Annotated in this window: 14 protein-coding genes and 1 riboswitch; all 14 genes read left to right on the top strand. The window is 28.0% G+C overall.

Annotated features, from left to right (window positions below):
• Positions 1–78 precede the first annotated feature (78 nt).
• The 14 genes from D2A34_RS02105 (at position 79) to D2A34_RS02040 (ending at position 17,468) form a co-directional block, all read left to right on the top strand.
• Positions 79–849: a flagellin N-terminal helical domain-containing protein gene (locus tag D2A34_RS02105; RefSeq protein WP_119365585.1), complete on the top strand. Its 771-nt coding sequence runs from the start codon at positions 79–81 to the stop codon at positions 847–849.
• 124 nt (positions 850–973) lie between these two features.
• Complete coding sequence (locus D2A34_RS02100; protein ID WP_119365584.1) at positions 974–1,744, top strand: flagellin N-terminal helical domain-containing protein; 771 nt, start codon at positions 974–976, stop codon at positions 1,742–1,744.
• Between the two features lie 118 nt (positions 1,745–1,862).
• The gene (locus tag D2A34_RS02095) at positions 1,863–4,148 is read left to right on the top strand and encodes a glycosyltransferase (protein ID WP_119365583.1); all 2,286 of its coding nucleotides are present in this window, start codon (positions 1,863–1,865) and stop codon (positions 4,146–4,148) included.
• A 459-nt stretch (positions 4,149–4,607) separates the two neighbouring features.
• A complete protein-coding gene (locus D2A34_RS02090; protein ID WP_119365582.1) occupies positions 4,608–5,603 on the top strand; it encodes a glycosyltransferase in 996 nt (331 codons plus the stop codon).
• A gap of 664 nt (positions 5,604–6,267) precedes the next feature.
• Positions 6,268–7,959, top strand: a complete 1,692-nt coding sequence (asnB, locus tag D2A34_RS02085; RefSeq protein WP_182629294.1) for an asparagine synthase (glutamine-hydrolyzing) — start codon at positions 6,268–6,270, stop codon at positions 7,957–7,959.
• A gap of 79 nt (positions 7,960–8,038) precedes the next feature.
• Positions 8,039–10,687 (top strand): tetratricopeptide repeat-containing glycosyltransferase family protein, encoded by a 2,649-nt coding sequence (locus D2A34_RS02080; protein ID WP_119365580.1) that lies wholly within the window; start codon positions 8,039–8,041, stop codon positions 10,685–10,687.
• A 227-nt stretch (positions 10,688–10,914) separates the two neighbouring features.
• Positions 10,915–11,094, top strand: a complete 180-nt coding sequence (locus D2A34_RS02075; protein ID WP_119365579.1) for a YjfB family protein — start codon at positions 10,915–10,917, stop codon at positions 11,092–11,094.
• Between the two features lie 60 nt (positions 11,095–11,154).
• Positions 11,155–11,982, top strand: a complete 828-nt coding sequence (locus D2A34_RS02070) for a flagellin (protein WP_119365578.1) — start codon at positions 11,155–11,157, stop codon at positions 11,980–11,982.
• Positions 11,983–12,346: 364 nt separating this feature from the next.
• Positions 12,347–12,436: riboswitch (cyclic di-GMP riboswitch) on the top strand.
• 428 nt (positions 12,437–12,864) lie between these two features.
• A complete protein-coding gene (flgB, locus tag D2A34_RS02065) occupies positions 12,865–13,263 on the top strand; it encodes a flagellar basal body rod protein FlgB (protein ID WP_119365577.1) in 399 nt (132 codons plus the stop codon).
• A gap of 91 nt (positions 13,264–13,354) precedes the next feature.
• Positions 13,355–13,762, top strand: a complete 408-nt coding sequence (gene flgC / locus D2A34_RS02060) for a flagellar basal body rod protein FlgC (RefSeq protein WP_119365576.1) — start codon at positions 13,355–13,357, stop codon at positions 13,760–13,762.
• A 13-nt stretch (positions 13,763–13,775) separates the two neighbouring features.
• Positions 13,776–14,093 carry a flagellar hook-basal body complex protein FliE gene (gene fliE / locus D2A34_RS02055; RefSeq protein ID WP_119365575.1) on the top strand — a complete coding sequence of 106 codons (318 nt, stop codon included), beginning with the start codon at positions 13,776–13,778 and terminating at the stop codon, positions 14,091–14,093.
• Positions 14,094–14,114: 21 nt separating this feature from the next.
• Positions 14,115–15,680: a flagellar basal-body MS-ring/collar protein FliF gene (fliF, locus tag D2A34_RS02050; protein ID WP_119365574.1), complete on the top strand. Its 1,566-nt coding sequence runs from the start codon at positions 14,115–14,117 to the stop codon at positions 15,678–15,680.
• A 5-nt stretch (positions 15,681–15,685) separates the two neighbouring features.
• Positions 15,686–16,702, top strand: coding sequence for a flagellar motor switch protein FliG (gene fliG, locus D2A34_RS02045; RefSeq protein WP_119365573.1), 1,017 nt, complete (start codon positions 15,686–15,688; stop codon positions 16,700–16,702).
• Positions 16,686–17,468, top strand: a complete 783-nt coding sequence (locus D2A34_RS02040) for a FliH/SctL family protein (RefSeq protein WP_119365572.1) — start codon at positions 16,686–16,688, stop codon at positions 17,466–17,468. The genes fliG and D2A34_RS02040 overlap by 17 nt, the downstream gene beginning before the upstream one ends.
• Positions 17,469–17,487 lie beyond the last annotated feature (19 nt).

The raw sequence follows: 17,487 nt of genomic DNA, 5'->3' as shown, positions 1-17,487 counted from the left end.
ACTATTAAAAGTTATATTATAACAAATTAAAGTTTAGACATGGAAGTCTAAAACTTAAAAATCAAGGAGGAATTTATTATGATAATTAATCACAATATGAATGCAATGAATGCACAAAGAAATTCAGCTATGAACACTGCAGCAGCAGGTAAGTCTATGGAAAAACTTTCATCAGGTTTAAGGATTAACAGAGCTGGTGATGATGCGGCAGGACTATCAATATCAGAAAAAATGAGAAGTCAAATTCGTGGACTAGACCAAGCAGCAAGAAATGCACAAGATGGTATTTCAAGAATACAAACTGCTGAAGGTGGATTAAATGAAGTAAGCGATATGCTAGTTAGAATGAAAGAACTTGCTGTCCAAAAGGCTAACACTGGTACCTATAGTACAGCAGATATAGCTAATGTTGATTCAGAAATGACTGCTTTAGCATCAGAAATAGATAATATAACTGATAATACTATGTTTAATGGTGCTACAGCAATGAAATCAGGAACAATAGTAATAGATGATAGAGGAACTACATTAACTATTGGAGCAGCAACATTAACAAAATCTAAAGCGGTAGGTTCTACTAGTGCAGCTACAACAATTGATTTAGCAATTGATGAAGTTAATACAGTAAGAGCAAAATATGGTGCTTTACAAAATAGATTAGAGCATATTGTTAACAACTTAGGAACTACAACAGAAAACTTACAAGCATCAGAATCGCGTATTAGAGACGTAGATATGGCAAAAGAAATGATGAAGTTCTCAAAGAACAATATTCTATCACAAGCAGCACAAGCTATGCTTGCTCAAGCTAATCAGCAACCACAAGGAGTTCTTCAATTATTAAGATAGTTTAATGTAATTAAATCTAAGCATAGTAATATTTAATAGCTTATAAACTATCAAATATTACTATGTTAACAAATAAAAATTGGACATGGAAGTCCAAAACTTAAATATCAAGGAGGAATTTATTATGATAATTAATCACAATATGAATGCAATGAATGCACAAAGAAATTCAAGTATGAATACCGTAGCCGCAGGTAAATCGATGGAAAAACTTTCGTCAGGATTGAGAATTAACAGAGCTGGTGATGATGCAGCAGGACTATCAATATCAGAAAAAATGAGAAGCCAAATTCGTGGGCTTGACCAAGCAGCAAGAAATGCACAAGATGGTATTTCAAGAATACAAACTGCTGAAGGCGGATTGAATGAAGTAAGTGATATGCTAGTTAGAATGAAAGAATTAGCTGTTCAAAAAGCTAATACTGGTACGTATAGTACAGCAGATATAGCTAATGTAAATTCAGAAATGAATGCTTTAGCATCAGAAATAACAAATATAACTACTAAGACTATGTTTAATGGTTCTTCAGCAATGAAAGCAGCAACAATAGTAATAGATGATAGAGGAACTACATTAACTATTGCAGCGGCAACATTAACAAATGCTAAAGCAGTGACTTCTGGTACATCAGCTACAGCAATTGATACAGCAATTGATGGTGTTAACACACAAAGAGCAGCTTATGGTGCATTACAAAACAGGCTAGAGCATATTGTTAATAATTTAGGAACTACAACAGAAAACTTACAAGCATCAGAATCACGTATTAGAGACGTAGATATGGCAAAAGAAATGATGAAGTTCTCAAAGAATAATATTCTATCACAAGCAGCGCAAGCGATGCTTGCTCAAGCTAACCAACAACCACAAGGAGTTCTTCAATTATTAAGATAATATTGTAATTAAAATGAGGTGGAATAATTCTACCTCATTTTAATCATATTATTTTTATAAAGAATTTATCGAATTTTGTATAAAAATAATATAAAAATCATAGGAGGAATAACATTTGATGCTAAGCATAGGAATGATGGTAAAGAATGAATCAAAATATCTTAGGCAGTGTCTAGAAAGTTTACAGCCAATTAGAAATGCAATCGATTCAGAGTTAATTATTGTTGATACAGGATCTACAGATAATACTGTTGAAATTGCAAAGGAATTTACAGATAAAGTATATTATCATGAATGGACGAATAATTTTTCAGAGATGAGAAATGTTACAATTAGTTATTCTAAGGGAGAATGGTTTTTAGTTGTTGATGGAGATGAAGTCATAAGTAACCCTAATGGAATAATAGAATTTTTTAAAGCTAAGAAATATAAAAAATATAATGCGGCCTGTATATCTGTAAAGAATTTTTCTTCTGCAGATAATGAAAATAATTATTCAGTGTTATTATCGCCAAGGCTTTTTAAAAATGATGCTGATTTTCGATATGAAGGAGCAGTTCATAATCAACCAAAATTTAAACAGCCTGTTTTAGAGTTAAAGTCCGAATTGGTACATTATGGATATGTTTTAAATGATAAGGACTTGATGGAAAGAAAATATAAAAGAACGGCAACTATATTACAAAATGAACTGAAAAATGATCCGGAAAATATATATTATCTTTTCCAATTATCTGTTTCTTATGCTATGCATGGAGATTTTGAAGAAGCATTAGAGCCTATTTATAATGCTTATAATATAATAAAAAGGAAAAAAATAAATTTTAGAGATTATTTATATGTATATGGACAATTAGCTAAAACTTATTTTACGAATGGTAAATATAAAGAAGTAGAAGATACTTGTCTTGAAGCAATTAACGAAGATAATATATATATAGATTTACATTTTTATCTTGCTAAAGCTCAATTTATGATGAATAAAAATGAATATGCAATTAGAAATTATAAAATATATTTAGAAAAAGTAAAAAACTTTGATCTTTCTCAAATAACTAGAGATATTACAATAATTAACGATACCCTTGGAAATTATGAAAATGCTTATTTAGATTTGAGCATTCTTTATAATAGAATAGGAGAGTTTGAAACTGCTTTAGAATTTGCAAAAAAAATATTATCAAAGGATATTTTGGTTGATGCATTTAATTTAATAATTTTGTTGTACATTAAATTGAATAAATTTAATGAATTAAGTGATTACTATGAAAATGAGATTTTGATAAAACATATTGAATTAAAAGATAAGTTCTTAGGTTCTTTAGAGCAATATTTGCTACAAAACAATTCTAAAACAAGAGAAAAGATTTATAAAACTTTTTCAGAAGGAAATTCGGAATATTCTATATTAAATAGATTGAGGGCTAGTAATGAAGAGTTGGGCAAAGACCTAATAAAAAAAATAGAGGAATTTGATTTTAATAATCTTCCAAATTATTATGGAGATTTGATATATTACTTGTTATGTAATAAGGTGGAAATAGAAAATATTTTAAGTAAAACAAATGAGTTTAGAATAAAATTTTATTTTAACTTTTTGTTAAGTAAATATGAATGTTTAGGTATAAAAATATATGAGTATCTTAGAGCTTTTAAGAATTCAAGCATGACATTTAATTCTATTAGAATAAGGAAAATATTATCTACATGTGTATTTAAATCAAATAACATAAATGATGAACAGTATAAGGAAATATTTGATGATTATTTAGAAAGTGGTTACTACTATTTAGAACAAGTTTATAGTGGTAATATAATAGAAAATAAATTAGTATATAGCATGAAAGATGAAGAAGATTTATTTATAATGTATATGCATTTAGCAAAAAAATATAAAGAAGATAAAGCTCAATATTTAAAGAATTTGAGAATGGCTTTAAATGCATGTCCGTATATGAAAAAGGGAATACAAATGTTAGGAGAAGAAGTGTCTCAACATTTAGTTCAAAACTCTGATGAAATGGCAGGCTATAAGAAAAGGGTTAAAGAATCTATAACTGAAATGATAAATAATAATAATTTAGTTGATGCTAAAAAGTGTATAGCTGAATATGAACAGATTATTAAAGAGGATTCGGAGATTTATTCCATGAAAGCTGTTATAGCTATTATGGAAAATAGATTAAATGATGCAGAGCTTATATTAATTGAAGCATTAGTCAAATATAGTGATTGTTTCGACTTGAATTATAATCTTGCATATGTATATGAGCAAATGACAAATGATCAAATGGCATTATCCTATTATAGCAAGGCATGTAATTTAGCATCAGATGAGGGATTACGTGATGAGATAAATAGTAAAATTGAAAGCTTTGAAAAACACACTAATCGTATTCGATGAATTTATTTTAAATAATATGGTTATAAGTCACTTTGAAAAGTACAATATGATGAGATTTTGAAATATATACAAAGTTTAATAATCATTGAAAATTTGAAGAATCACTAGAAACATATAAATGTCGGTAAGAACAGCAAAAGAATTTATGACAATATTTGTATTATTTTTTAAATAATACAGGTATCAATTATTTAAATGAATCTGGTTTTGAAATTTTAAAGATAAGTAATTTAGCTGAGTGAGGGATTGAGAGAATAAAGTTTTATTGCAGAAAGGCAAATCTATGTACAGTTAGAGTGTGAATAGCAGAAACTACAGAAAAAGGTGTTACAGTTTCTTTTCATAGTTTAAAGAAAAATGATATGATAAAATACTTACAAATAAGAAGTTTAACAGTTTGAAAAGGAAATTTCATCAATATGTATTAGCTAGAATTCAACATAAATTAAGGAGTGTAAAATGGATATAACACTATGCATGATAGTTAAAAATGAAGAAAAATATATAAAAGATTGTTTAGATAGTGCATTTAAATTGGTAAATTCTGCTGTGATTATAGATACGGGCTCCACTGATAAAACGAAAGAAATAATTAAGGAATTTGGTGAAAAAGTTAAATTGATGGAATATGCTTGGAATAATGATTTTGCAAAAGCTAGAAATGAGTCATTAAAGTATGCGGATGGAGAGTGGATACTCGTTTTAGATGCAGATGAGATATTGAACATTGATAAAGATAATGTTATTAATACTATTAATACAACTATAGCAGAAGCGTTTAATATTCCATTAACCAATGTTTTAAGTGAAAGGAATAAGCAAAATTCTTACGTATATATGAGGCTGTTTAAAAATAAGGGATACAAGTATTATAGGCCTGTTCATGAACAAATTAATATATCCATAGACAAATCAGAAAATTTAAATAGAAAAGATATTGAGATAATACATTACGGATATATGCAAAAATGTATAGATGAAAAAAATAAGATAGAAAGAAATTTAGATATACTTTTTAATGAATTAAGTAAAGAACCAGAAGATTCATTTATAAATTACCACATAGCATCTACTTATTCAGCGAATATGGATTACTCTAAAGCACTTCAATTTTATGTAAAAAGTTATGAATGTGGCTTAAAATATGGGTTTGGAAAATATTATTATATATTGGTTAAAAAAATGTGCCAATGTATCTATGTTTTAGGTGATTATAATCTCTGCATACAATTTACTAATAATCTACTTCTTGATTCAAGATTAAAAGAGTTTGTAGATTTATATTTTTTAATAGCAGAATGTTATTTTAAACTTAAGAAGTATGGTAAAGCTATAGAGTATGCTAAAAAATGTTTAGAGATAGGAGAAAGAGATGACTACCCTACTTTAAATGGGAGGGGGAGCTTTTTAGTAGAAGTTTTGTTAAGTGATATACATAAAGAAATGAATAAATAATGTCAAGATAATAACTGAAAAAGACTTTGGATTTGATAATAGATTATTTTCCATGTATAATTCTCATTATGTAGCTAAATATAAGAAGAAAACAAATTTTTATAATATTTTTCAATATAATCTTTGGTGAACTATATTGAATTATTTATATACTAAGCTGTATCATTCTTTTGGAGTACTTTTAATTTATTATGTTGAGGAAATTAAATTTTTTAAGTCAAAAGCAGTCCATTATACAGTATTCTGTAAATGTACTATATAAATAATAGGAATGTAGAGGAACTAAGGTTCTAACAAATTAATAAAAAATAATTTCTAACTATATAGAAATTTATTTCATAAATGTAATTGTTACAATAATGCGAAGTAGATTTAGAAAAAACAGAACAACTAATTAATAAAAAGATATTTGAAATACTTAAGAATTATTATTAGAATATAATCCTAGCAAAATGAAAAAGTGTTAGATAAAGTAATGTTATTTGCTAAAAAGGGGTTTTATAGAATTATGAATAATATAAAAAATTAGATGATTTTAATAACTTTTTAGAGGAATTTTGATAAATATATGGCATAAATTTCACACGCATATGTATAAAATTTCTCATGTATGCAGTGGAAAAAAATTATAAGTAGGATAATAGAGATTCAAGGGGGATATATTATGTGTGGAATATTAGGTTTAATATCAAAAACGAGTCAAAAGTTAAATAATGAAGATGTTATTTTAATGCGTGACAAAATGGAACATAGAGGACCAGATGATGCAGGATTATTAATGTCAAGGAATGATAGAGTTGCATTGGCACATAGAAGGTTATCAATCTTGGATTTAAGTGCAGCAGGACATCAACCTATGAAATCTATGAACGGAAATTATATTTGCTTCAACGGAGAAATATACAATTATATGGAACTTCTCAATGAATTTTTAAGTGATGAAAAGATTAAATCAAAGACTGATACAGAAGTTCTTTTGAAAATTATGGAGAAATATGGCACTGATTGTTTAAATGAATTGAATGGTATGTGGAGTTTCATTTATTATGATGTAAAAAATGAGCAGCTAATAATTTCAAGGGATAGATTTGGTGTGAAACCACTATACTATTATGAAGATGATAAAATATTTATTGTTTCATCAGAGATAAAGCCTATATTAGATTCTCCATACTATGAGAAAAAACTAAACGAAAATTCAGCAAATATATTTTTACAAACGGGTTTAGTTGATGGGATTGAAGATACATTTTTTGAAGGAATAAAAAGATTTCCGTCTTCACATTATATGATATATTCATTAAAAGATAATAATCGAAAATTAGTACGATATTATAACTTAAAAGAATCAATATATGATGTTAGTGATAATTATGAAGAAAATGTAAAAAAATTCAGAGAGTTATTTATTGATAGTGTAAGATTAAGGCTTAGAAGCGATGTTCCAGTAGGAAATTGCTTAAGTGGTGGATTAGATTCAAGTTCTATATATTCAGTAGTTTCTAATATTTCTGATGGTGAAGTTCATTCTTTTTCATCAAAATACGAAGAAGAAGAATGTGATGAAAGCTATTTTTATAATTCTGTAATTACAATGTATCCTGGAATAAATCATGAAACAATTCCATCATATGATAATTTTGAAGAAAAATTAAAAAAAATAATGTATTACATTGAAGAGCCGTGTAAGGCATATGGAATAATTTCAATGTGGAATGTTATTGAGCTGGCGAAACCTCACGTAAAAGTTCTTTTGGATGGACAAGGTGGAGATGAAGTATTAGCAGGATACGATTTTTATTTATGGTATTATATTCTGGATTTGCTGGATGGTGGTATTGAAGATTATGAATTATCAGATGAATTGCAAAAGATAGAAGATAAAAAGGGATATGAATTTATTAATTCTATTAGTACTAGTTTGAAATCAATAACATCAAACGGTATACAAAAATTTAATAATTCATATGTAAACGAAAAATTATTTGAGGATCTTACTACATATATGATACCTGCATTTTTGAGATATGAAGATAAAATAGGAATGGCATTTTCTATTGAAGCTAGGTTCCCATTCCTTGATTATAGATTGGTAAACTTTATTTTTTCTTTAGCATCTACCAGCAAAATTAAGAATGGTTGGTCAAAGGCCATACTAAGAGATGCAATGAAAGATATTTTGCATGAAGAAGTTTGTTGGAGAAAAGATAAAAAAGGATATCCTACACCTATAAAAAATATATTGGAAGCTAATCCTTCGATGAAAAAGTATATTCCTAATAATATTCCAGATGATGAATGGATTAAATGGAGATTTATTTCATTTAATGTATGGAGAAGTGTTTATAATTTATGATCCAGTATTAATTATTTATATTTTATAAAAGAAAACTTATATACAATAATTATTTTTTGATATAGGGAGAAGGTAGAGCATGGAAGAAAATTTTGATTCTATGAAAAAGCAAATAAAAAATAAGGTTGCAATGTTAATTGATGATAATAAAATTGATGAAGCTTATGCTGTAATTAGAGAATACTTAGAAATAGTTCCAAATGATGTAGAAGCATTCTCTATGGAAGCAGTTATTTTAATGATGAATGCTCAATTCGATAAGGCGGAGTTAGTATTAAAAAACGGATTACAAATAGATAATAATTATTTTGATTTAAATTACAATTTGGCTTTTCTTTATGAAAATTTAAATAAATATAATGAATCGGTATTATATTATGAAAGAGCTTTAGACATAACAAATGATGAAAGTACAATAAATGAAATAAATGAAAAAATCTCGATTATTACCAAAGATCATAGAGTTGATTTAAATTTAATTCAGCAAAGTAAAAACAAATCTGGAATTATTCGAAAAGTTTTATTTATTCAGAGTGTGCCATGTATAAGGACAAATAAAGTTGCAAAGGCATTAAGTCAAAAAGGGATACAAGTAGATATTTTATATTCATCTGTGCATCCTTCACAAGTATATAAGAATCTGAAATTACCATATAAGAATATCTATCAATTACAGAATGTAAATGAAATGATAGATTTTATCAATGATAGTGATTATGATATTTTATATAGTTCTAATGAACCTGATTATTTGACTGTATTATTTACAGCTACCAATAAGCCTATTATTCATGATACGCATGATATGATGTCTTTAAGATCAGATATAACTAATGAACAAATAGTTCTAGAGTATATAGCAAATGTAAAAAGTGCAGGTAATATATATGTAAACCCTATGATAAGAGATATAGCTGTAAATAAATTTAATTTAAAAAATAAACCTATTTTATCATTACATAGCTATATTGAAGAAGAACAATTGCCTTTAAAATATTATGAGAAATTAAGCAATATAGATGGACAAATTCATTGTGTTTTTGAAGGAGGACTTCATGGAACGATAGGTCATCATAGATATTTGGAGCCTATTTTTCTAAAACTTGCAGAAAATAACATTCATGTTCATTTGCATTGTCCTGTAGACGAAAATTATATTAATAAATTATTAAAAAAGTCTAAATATATACATTATGAGGGTGTTACTTCACCGCAAAATTTAATTGTTGAAATGACAAAATATGATATTGGACTGGCAATATTTAATTTAACAGAAAGAAATAAAACATTTTTAGATACGGCCTTTCCTAATAAAATTTGGGACTATTTAGCTGCTAGTTTACCTATAATGTTTGCGGATTTAATCTCTTTTAAACAATTTGCAGAAGAGAATGGTGTAGGAAAAGTTTTAAATTTAGATGGAGATATAAAACAACAATTTAAAGATGTAATGGATATAAAAATAGATAAAAATTTTCTAATAAATAAAAAATGGACCATGAATAGAGCGGCGGCTAATATCATTAAATTTCTTGTTTGTGTAAAAAATGAGTATTATCTTGATAAAGAACAAGTTATTAATTCTAATAAAGGTGAAATTAAAAAAAATAAATATGAGAGAATTATACAGGATATCAGAAAAACATATGATAATTTTAAATTAGCTAACAGAAAAAAGGTTGTGTTAATTGGAACTACAGATTGTATTAAGAAGAATATGGATTCATTTTCTGCATTTATAATTAGTAAGACATATATGTTAGATAAAGTAGATACTATTGAATTAAATGATATAAATAGTGTTAATTATGATTACATAATTATAGATACTGGTAATAATTTAATATCAGATGAAATAAAAAGAAATCTTATTAATTCTGGAATACCCACACATAAAATTATTTTATGGGAAAGTATAATTTTTGGATTATCAAATATAGAAGGTTTCAATTTTAAATTAAATAAATATATGGAGGAGAAAAATTTTGAAACAATCATAACAGGTTTATCGTACGCGGAATCAGGAATTGATATCGATTATTTAGATAAATCAACTTTTAATTTTGCTCTTTCTGGTCAGGATTTATATTATGATTATAAAATATTAAAATACATTATTGAAAAAAGAACTAATGATAGTTTAAGACATGTTGTAATCAATTTGGCTTATTATAGTTTTGGATATGATTTGTCAAAAAGTAATAATAAATTTAGGGTCCAAAGATATTATGATATTTTTAAAGATACACATAATAATCCTAATATTAATGAAGTGAAATTATTAAGTAAAATGTATTTAAAATGTGAGAACAATTTGAAATATGAAAGCTATTGTAAGGAATTATTTAATGGTATTGTAGAAAAGAATATGTATAATAATGTATTTGATGAGATAAAAAAACAATCAAACATGATGTATTCAGAAACTATAAAAGAAAATATAAATATTTTTGAGAGAATTTTAGAAATGCTTAATTATAATAATATTAAAGCTACTATAGTTATTTTACCAGTTACTAAATATTATCAGAATGCTTATGAATATAAACAGAGAGATATATTTTATGATATTTTGAATAGTTTCAAAAATAAATATATATTTGAAGTTATGGACTATTTTCAAAATAATGATTTTGAAGATAATGAATTTTATGATTTTTCACACCTTAATTTAAGAGGTGCAAAAAAATTTACTATTTTATTAAATGAGCATTTAAATAAAAAATAACTAACTTTTCTAAAAGAAAGTGAGTCTCTTATGCACACTAGAGCAAAATCGGCTATTTATCTTCACCATATTACCTAATATCTATAGAAAAATATATTAATATAATAATTAGAATAAGTGGGGAAATAAAGAAACCATTGATACATAATATATTATGTATTCAGAAGAATATTAAACAAGTATGAAGGAATAAAGATTAAAGTATATAGTTTAAAGGAAGTGATTTGATGGATCTATCTACAATGTCAATAGGTATGCATCAAGCATCTTTACAAAATGCAGTTTCAATATCAGTTATGAAGATGGTAATGAATAGTAGAACTGAAATAGCAACTCAGATGACAGAAATGATGAGTAATATGGCTGTAGATACAAGCAAAGGGATTAATATAGATGTAAGAGTGTGAGTTTATGGATATTTTTAAATATATCTTATAGCAATAAAGAACAAAAGGAGGTTTTATAAAATGAGACTTACTCATAATATGTTTTCTTTAAGTATACATAAAACATACATAGGTAGAATTGCTGATGAATCCAAAGCACTAAATAATATAAGCACTGGAAGCAAGTTGAATTCGGCTAAAGATAATCCTAATAGAATAGGAAAAAATGAAACGTTAAAGATACAAATATTAACCAATGATGCGGCAAGTAGAAATATTCAAGATACCAATTCTATGATTCAAACTTTTGATGGTGTTCTACAAGAAATGAACAATAGTTTATCTAGAATGAAGGAGTTAACGGTTAACGCTGGTTCTGGATCTTTAACGGATGTAGATAAAAAAATTATTCAAAATGAAATTGATAGTATTAAGGCAGAATTAGATAATTTTGCTAACAGTACAGAGTTTAATGGCATAAAATTATCTGATTCTAGTGTAAGTGGTGACAATACAAAGTCAATAAAAACTGCTATAGGAACTATGGATGGTGAAAGCATGGATATACCATTTTTTAATGTGAGTGCATCAAATTTAGGTGTTGGCAGCCTGGATATAAGTGATATTAAATCATCTCTTGAATCTGTAGATAAAGCTATTGAAATGGTTAGCAAAGTTAGAGTTAGATATGGTTCGATTCAAAATAGATTAGAGGGAACAGCTGATTATTTAAGTAGCAAAGATATCTCCATTCAAACATCTCAAAGTAGAATTGGAGATGCTGATGTTGCAGAAGAAATGATGAATTATTCAAAAAGTCAATTGTTGGTTAATTCATCAATTGGATTATTAGCGCAAAGCAATAATTTTCCTAAAGATTGTTTGAATATTCTAGCTAATGTTAAATAAGACAGAGTAATATTATATTTTAAGAAATAAACTAATAGTAGTTTTATAGAATTTACTATTAGTTTATTTTATTGCCCTGACTTATCAAGTAAAACTTGATTTTGGAGTGGGGTGATCCACATCTAAATCTTAGTTGAACTTTATACCCTCAAGGGGTATCCATTCTAGGGTCCGTGCCACTGTTCTCTTCACATTGAAGAGAATGGGAGAGTCAATGTGGCTAAACATTAGATAAATATTTATGAGATATATATGTATATTAAGTTATAATTATACGAATTTTATCGAAAATATAAAAATAATTGTGGTAAAAATTTACTAAATGCCTTATAATAAAATGAATGAATTATGAACTATAAATTATAAATGATACTAGCACACTTATTGAAAAGTAAGGCCGCAAAGCTATGAGTCTAAGGGAAAGCTTATTTCCTATGATTGTCAGGTTGCCAAAGTATAATTATTATGATAAATTTTATATTTATTAAGTTTTTCTGTATTTTGGTGACTATGTATTAATAGTCATTTTTTATTTTAAAAAGATGACGTGCCTTTAATATTTTATTTATGTGCATACAGGAAATAAAGTTTAGGAATATGTTGTCATGTCATATTTGATAGAATCAAGGAATAAAATTACAAACGATGTATAAATAACATATAATAGTAAATAGTTTGGAGAGGATTTGAAAAAAAATTATAGATAAAATGTCTTAATTATTTTATAATTAAATTATTAATGAGTTATTTGTAAAATAATTAAATTATAATATAACTTCTAAACAAATAATTGAGGTTATGATTTTGGATATAAGGTTAATGTCTTAGTTAGAGTTTTAAAATTTTATTATATTAAATGAGAATAAATAAGGATGTGAATTTATGAGTATACAATCTATTAATTTTGATTCTACATATGATTTGATTAAATCAGGAATTAAAGCATCAAATATTAGAGCTAAGACAATTGCTAATAACATGGCAAATGTTAATACTAAGGATTATAAGAGATTTAATGTTGTGTTTGAAGAAAATTTAAAGAATGAAAATTCCTCAGCGTTAGAATTAAAAAGGACAAACCCCCTACATTTTTCTAGCACAAATTCAGAAAATGAAAATATATCAATTGAGCAAGATAAAAGCACTAGTATGAGAAGTGATGGGAACAATGTTGATTTAGATATAGAAAAAGTAAATCAAGCGGCGAATACTCTTAAATATAATGCGCTAATAACAGAGATTAATAGTAAGTTTAATAATTTAAAAACTGTTATGAAGTAAACGTACAGGGATTAAACCATAAAGATTTTCAAAATTGATAAGTTAAAGAGACAGTTAAGTAGTTCTATCAGATATACGAGGAGGGATATAAATGAACGCATTTAGTTCGATGCAGATAAGTGCAACAGGGCTTTCAGCAGAAAGGCTAAGAATGGATACGATAACCGCAAACATGGCGAATGCAAGTACTACAAGAAGTGCTGACGGAAGCGGCCCATATGTGAGAAAGGTAGCTGTATTCCAAGAGGCACTTGACGCGAATAAAGAAATGGCCGGAGTAAAAGCAGTAAAGATTGAAAAGGATTCATCACCTTTAAGAAAAATATACGACCCAACTCATCCTGATGCAGATGCAAATGGATATGTTACTATGCCTAATGTAAATGTATTAAATGAAATGGCGGATATGATGGTAGCAACAAGATCTTATGAAGCTAATGTAGATACATTTAATGCTTTAAAAGGTATGTTTTCGAAGGCATTAGAAATTGGGAAATAGGAGTGATTTATAAATGAGAATAGAAGATAGATTTGCACAAAACGAGATTTTATTTAATAAAAAGTTTGAAAATATAAATGATAATAAAGCTAAAAGTGAAAATATGAGCGCCGTTAGTTTTGGAGATGTTCTAAAAAAGACTATAGATGATACCAATGATAAAATGGTAAATGCTGATACGACTTCAACGAAATTTATTAGGGGAGAGGATGTAAGTATCGATGAAGTAATGGTTAAGAACCAAGAAGCTAGTTTGAGTTTACAATTTTTGGCTCAAACTAGAGATAAGTTATTGGAGGGATATAACCAATTATCAAAGATGCAATTGTAGTAAGGTGAGGAGAGCTAAATAATGAAAAAACTTTTAGAAAAAGTTAAGGGGCTTTTGGAAAAGTTTAAATCCCAAAGTAAGAAAATAAAGATTGTTGTTATAATTGCAGTTTTAACAGTTATTATCGCAATAATAAGTTCATTTTTTTATTCATCTTCTAATAAATATCAGGTATTATTCTCTAACCTTGATCCTACAGATGCTCAAACGGTAGTAAATACTTTAAATGAAAAGAAAGTTGATACAAAGATCGATAGTGCAAATAATACAATTTGGGTTTCAAAAGATCAGGTAGATGCATTAAGATTAGAATTGGCACCAACTTTGACATCTGGAAGTAAGGGTTATGAACTTATGGATAATGCTAGTTCATTTGGAATGACAGATGAGGAATTTAAGATAAAAAAGGTTAGAATGCAGCAAGGTGAATTAGAGAAAACTATAAAAAGTTTTCCGCAAGTGGAAGATGCAAGAGTACATATAACTGAAGCTCAAGATTCTGTTTTTGTTAAGGACAAGGAGCCAGGTAAAGCCTCGGTTTATTTAAAGATAAAAAAGGGCGCAACACTTAATGAAGAGCAAGTTAAATCAATAGTTGCATTGGTGTCAGGTGCTACGCAGAATATTCCAAAAGAAAATATTGATGTAGTAGATGACAATATGAAATTACTTACAAAAGACATTAATTCTAGTGAGACGGATAAAGTAAGTTCAGAAGAAATTGCAAAACAACAAGATGCAGAAAAAGTATATGAAGATAAATTAAAAAAAGAAATAGTAAATTTATTAGAGCCAGTTGTAGGTAAAGGTAAAGTAAGGGCAACTGTTAATGTGGATTTGGATTTTGATTCGAAGCAAAAGACACAAACAGTGGTAGATCCGAATAAAGTAATTGTAAGTCAAGAAAATTCGAAAGAATCAAATAATTCAACAACAGGAACAAATAGCCAAAGTCCTGTAGATAATAATATGAGTAATCAGGCAACGGCAAATAACAATAATAATTCGGTTTCAACTAAAGAAGATCAAAAGACGAATTATGAAGTTGGTAAAAGCGAGTCAAAGGTCATAAGTGCACCAGGGGAAGTAAAAAGACTTACAGCTTCAGTTGTAGTTGATGGAAGCTTGGATGATGCAACTAAACAAACCCTTGAAAACGCGATTGGAAATGCAATTGGTTTAAACAAGCTTAGAGGAGATGAAGTTTCGTTACTTGGAATGGCGTTTGATACAACTGAGCAACAAGCAGCTAAAGCAGAAATAGATTCCATGAATGCAGATGCAGCTACAGCAAGCAAAAATCAAATGATAATAATTGGAAGTATTCTGGGAGTATTACTACTCGGAATAATTATATTCTTAATAACTAGAAGAAGAAGGAAGAAGAAGGTTGAGAATGAACAATTATTAAATACATTAATTGACGATAGTATAATACCAAAAGAGCCAGAGAATTTTGACCCAATAGAATTTGAAGTTAAGACTCAAAAGTCTCATTTAGAAGAAGAAATTAAGAAATATGCAAAAGAAAAACCAGAACAAGTTGTAGAAATAATTAAGTCATGGTTGACTGAAAATGAGAGGTGATAGCTATGGCAAAAGAACACCAACAATTAACAGGAGTTCATAAGGCGGCAATTTTATTTATAACCCTTGGACCAGAAGTTTCATCAGGTATATTAAAAAGATTACCTGAAGCTGAAATTCAAAAGATAACTTATGAAATTGCTAATATTACTTCTGTTACACCAGAGCAAAGAGAAGAAATATTAAATGAGTTTTTACAAATAAATAAAGCTAGAGATTATATAATTGAAGGTGGAATGGACTATGCTAAGGTATTATTATCAAAGGCATTAGGAAGTCAAAGAGCGGGGGAGATATTGGAAAAGGTATCAGAAGCTACAGCTCAATACAGACCGTTTTCAATTGCTAGAAAAGCAGATTCTCATCAATTGTTAAATGTAATTATATCAGAGCAGCCACAAACTATAGCTTTAATTTTATGTTATCTTCAACCAGATAAAGCGGCTCAAGTTATGGCAGAATTGCCAGAAGAAACACAGAGTGAAGTTGCATATAGAATTGCGACCATGAATAATACATCTCCTATGGTAATTAAAGAAATAGAAGCTGTATTAGAAAATAAGTTATCTTCAGTAGTAAGAACAGAGATGACAAGTTTAGGTGGAGTGGAAACATTAGTTAGTATACTAAATGCTGTTGATAGAACTACTGAAAAGAACATTACTGAAGGTTTAGAGAGAGAAGATGCAGAACTTGCTGATAAAGTTAAGAGTTCGATGTTTGTATTTGAGGATATTGTTTCACTTGATGACGTATCTATTCAAAGAATTCTTAGGGAAGTGGAAGCTGGAGATCTTGCTCTTGCACTTAAAGGATGTTCTGATGAAGTGGCTAACAGTATTTATAGAAACCAATCAAAGAGAGCTGCTGCTTCATTAAAAGAAGATATGGAATTCTTAGGACCAGTAAGAATTACGGATGTTGAAAAAGCTCAGCAGAAGATTGTTGCTGTTATTAGAAGGCTAGATGATGCAAATGAAATCATCATTGCAAGAGGTGGAGAAGATGCAATCATCGTATAACTTAATTAAAAAAGCCTCGGCGAAACAAGGGGAAAGTAAAATTATTTCGACTAAATATAATATTAAAATGCCAGTATTTGAAGAAATTGAGGTAGTTAGGGAAGAAGAAGTAGTAGTAAAGGAACCAGAAGTCGATCCAGAAGAACTTTTAAAGCGCTATGAAGATATTGGTCAAAGAATTATACAAGACGCAAAACAGGAAAAACAAATGATTGCGTTAAGAGCTCAAATGGATGCGAATGCTGCAGAAAAGAAAGCCTATGAAAAAGGTTATGCTCAGGGCCTTGAAAATGGATATGATGATGGTTATAAGAAAGCATATGATGAAACAATTGAAACAGCAAAGGCAGAAGCGGCAGAAATTGTAAGCAAAGCAGAGATACTTTTAAGATCAGCTCATGAAAACTATGAAAAGTATTTAGAGAATAAAAAGTCAGATGTATTAAAATTAGCATTAGACATAGCTGAAAGTATTTTACAAAAATCACTAAGTAAAGAAGAGTCATTAAATTTAATTGTTGAAGAAGCTTTTAAAATATCAAAAGGAGAAGACAATGTTATTTTAAGGGTAAATTCCATTCATGCTGAAGAGTTAAAAACTCAAGTAGAGAAATGGAAAATAGCATACAGTATAAAAAATGAAATATTCATATTAGTCGATGACTTTATGGAGCCAGGAAATGCTGTTTTAGAAAAAGGTAGTGGGATAGTTAAAGTTGGTATTGAAACTGGAATGGAACAAATGCGGAAGGCAATACTTGGATAAGTGTAAAAAAATAAAGGAG

The organism is Clostridium chromiireducens, from assembly GCF_003575225.1.
In the GTDB taxonomy this organism is placed as follows: Bacteria; Bacillota; Clostridia; order Clostridiales; family Clostridiaceae; genus Clostridium; species Clostridium chromiireducens.
This window is presented reverse-complemented; position numbering and strand designations above follow the sequence as displayed.

Excerpts from the sequence above, each read along its gene's own strand:
- asnB (WP_182629294.1), top strand. The coding sequence starts at position 6,268 with ATGTGTGGAATATTAGGTTTAATATCAAAAACGAGTCAAAAGTTAAAT.
- D2A34_RS02070 (WP_119365578.1), top strand. The coding sequence starts at position 11,155 with ATGAGACTTACTCATAATATGTTTTCTTTAAGTATACATAAAACATAC.
- D2A34_RS02105 (WP_119365585.1), top strand. The coding sequence starts at position 79 with ATGATAATTAATCACAATATGAATGCAATGAATGCACAAAGAAATTCA.
- flgC (WP_119365576.1), top strand. The coding sequence starts at position 13,355 with ATGAACGCATTTAGTTCGATGCAGATAAGTGCAACAGGGCTTTCAGCA.
- fliF (WP_119365574.1), top strand. The coding sequence starts at position 14,115 with ATGAAAAAACTTTTAGAAAAAGTTAAGGGGCTTTTGGAAAAGTTTAAA.
- D2A34_RS02075 (WP_119365579.1), top strand. The coding sequence starts at position 10,915 with ATGGATCTATCTACAATGTCAATAGGTATGCATCAAGCATCTTTACAA.
- D2A34_RS02090 (WP_119365582.1), top strand. The coding sequence starts at position 4,608 with ATGGATATAACACTATGCATGATAGTTAAAAATGAAGAAAAATATATA.
- fliG (WP_119365573.1), top strand. The coding sequence starts at position 15,686 with ATGGCAAAAGAACACCAACAATTAACAGGAGTTCATAAGGCGGCAATT.
- D2A34_RS02080 (WP_119365580.1), top strand. The coding sequence starts at position 8,039 with ATGGAAGAAAATTTTGATTCTATGAAAAAGCAAATAAAAAATAAGGTT.
- flgB (WP_119365577.1), top strand. The coding sequence starts at position 12,865 with ATGAGTATACAATCTATTAATTTTGATTCTACATATGATTTGATTAAA.
- D2A34_RS02100 (WP_119365584.1), top strand. The coding sequence starts at position 974 with ATGATAATTAATCACAATATGAATGCAATGAATGCACAAAGAAATTCA.
- D2A34_RS02040 (WP_119365572.1), top strand. The coding sequence starts at position 16,686 with ATGCAATCATCGTATAACTTAATTAAAAAAGCCTCGGCGAAACAAGGG.
- fliE (WP_119365575.1), top strand. The coding sequence starts at position 13,776 with ATGAGAATAGAAGATAGATTTGCACAAAACGAGATTTTATTTAATAAA.
- D2A34_RS02095 (WP_119365583.1), top strand. The coding sequence starts at position 1,863 with ATGCTAAGCATAGGAATGATGGTAAAGAATGAATCAAAATATCTTAGG.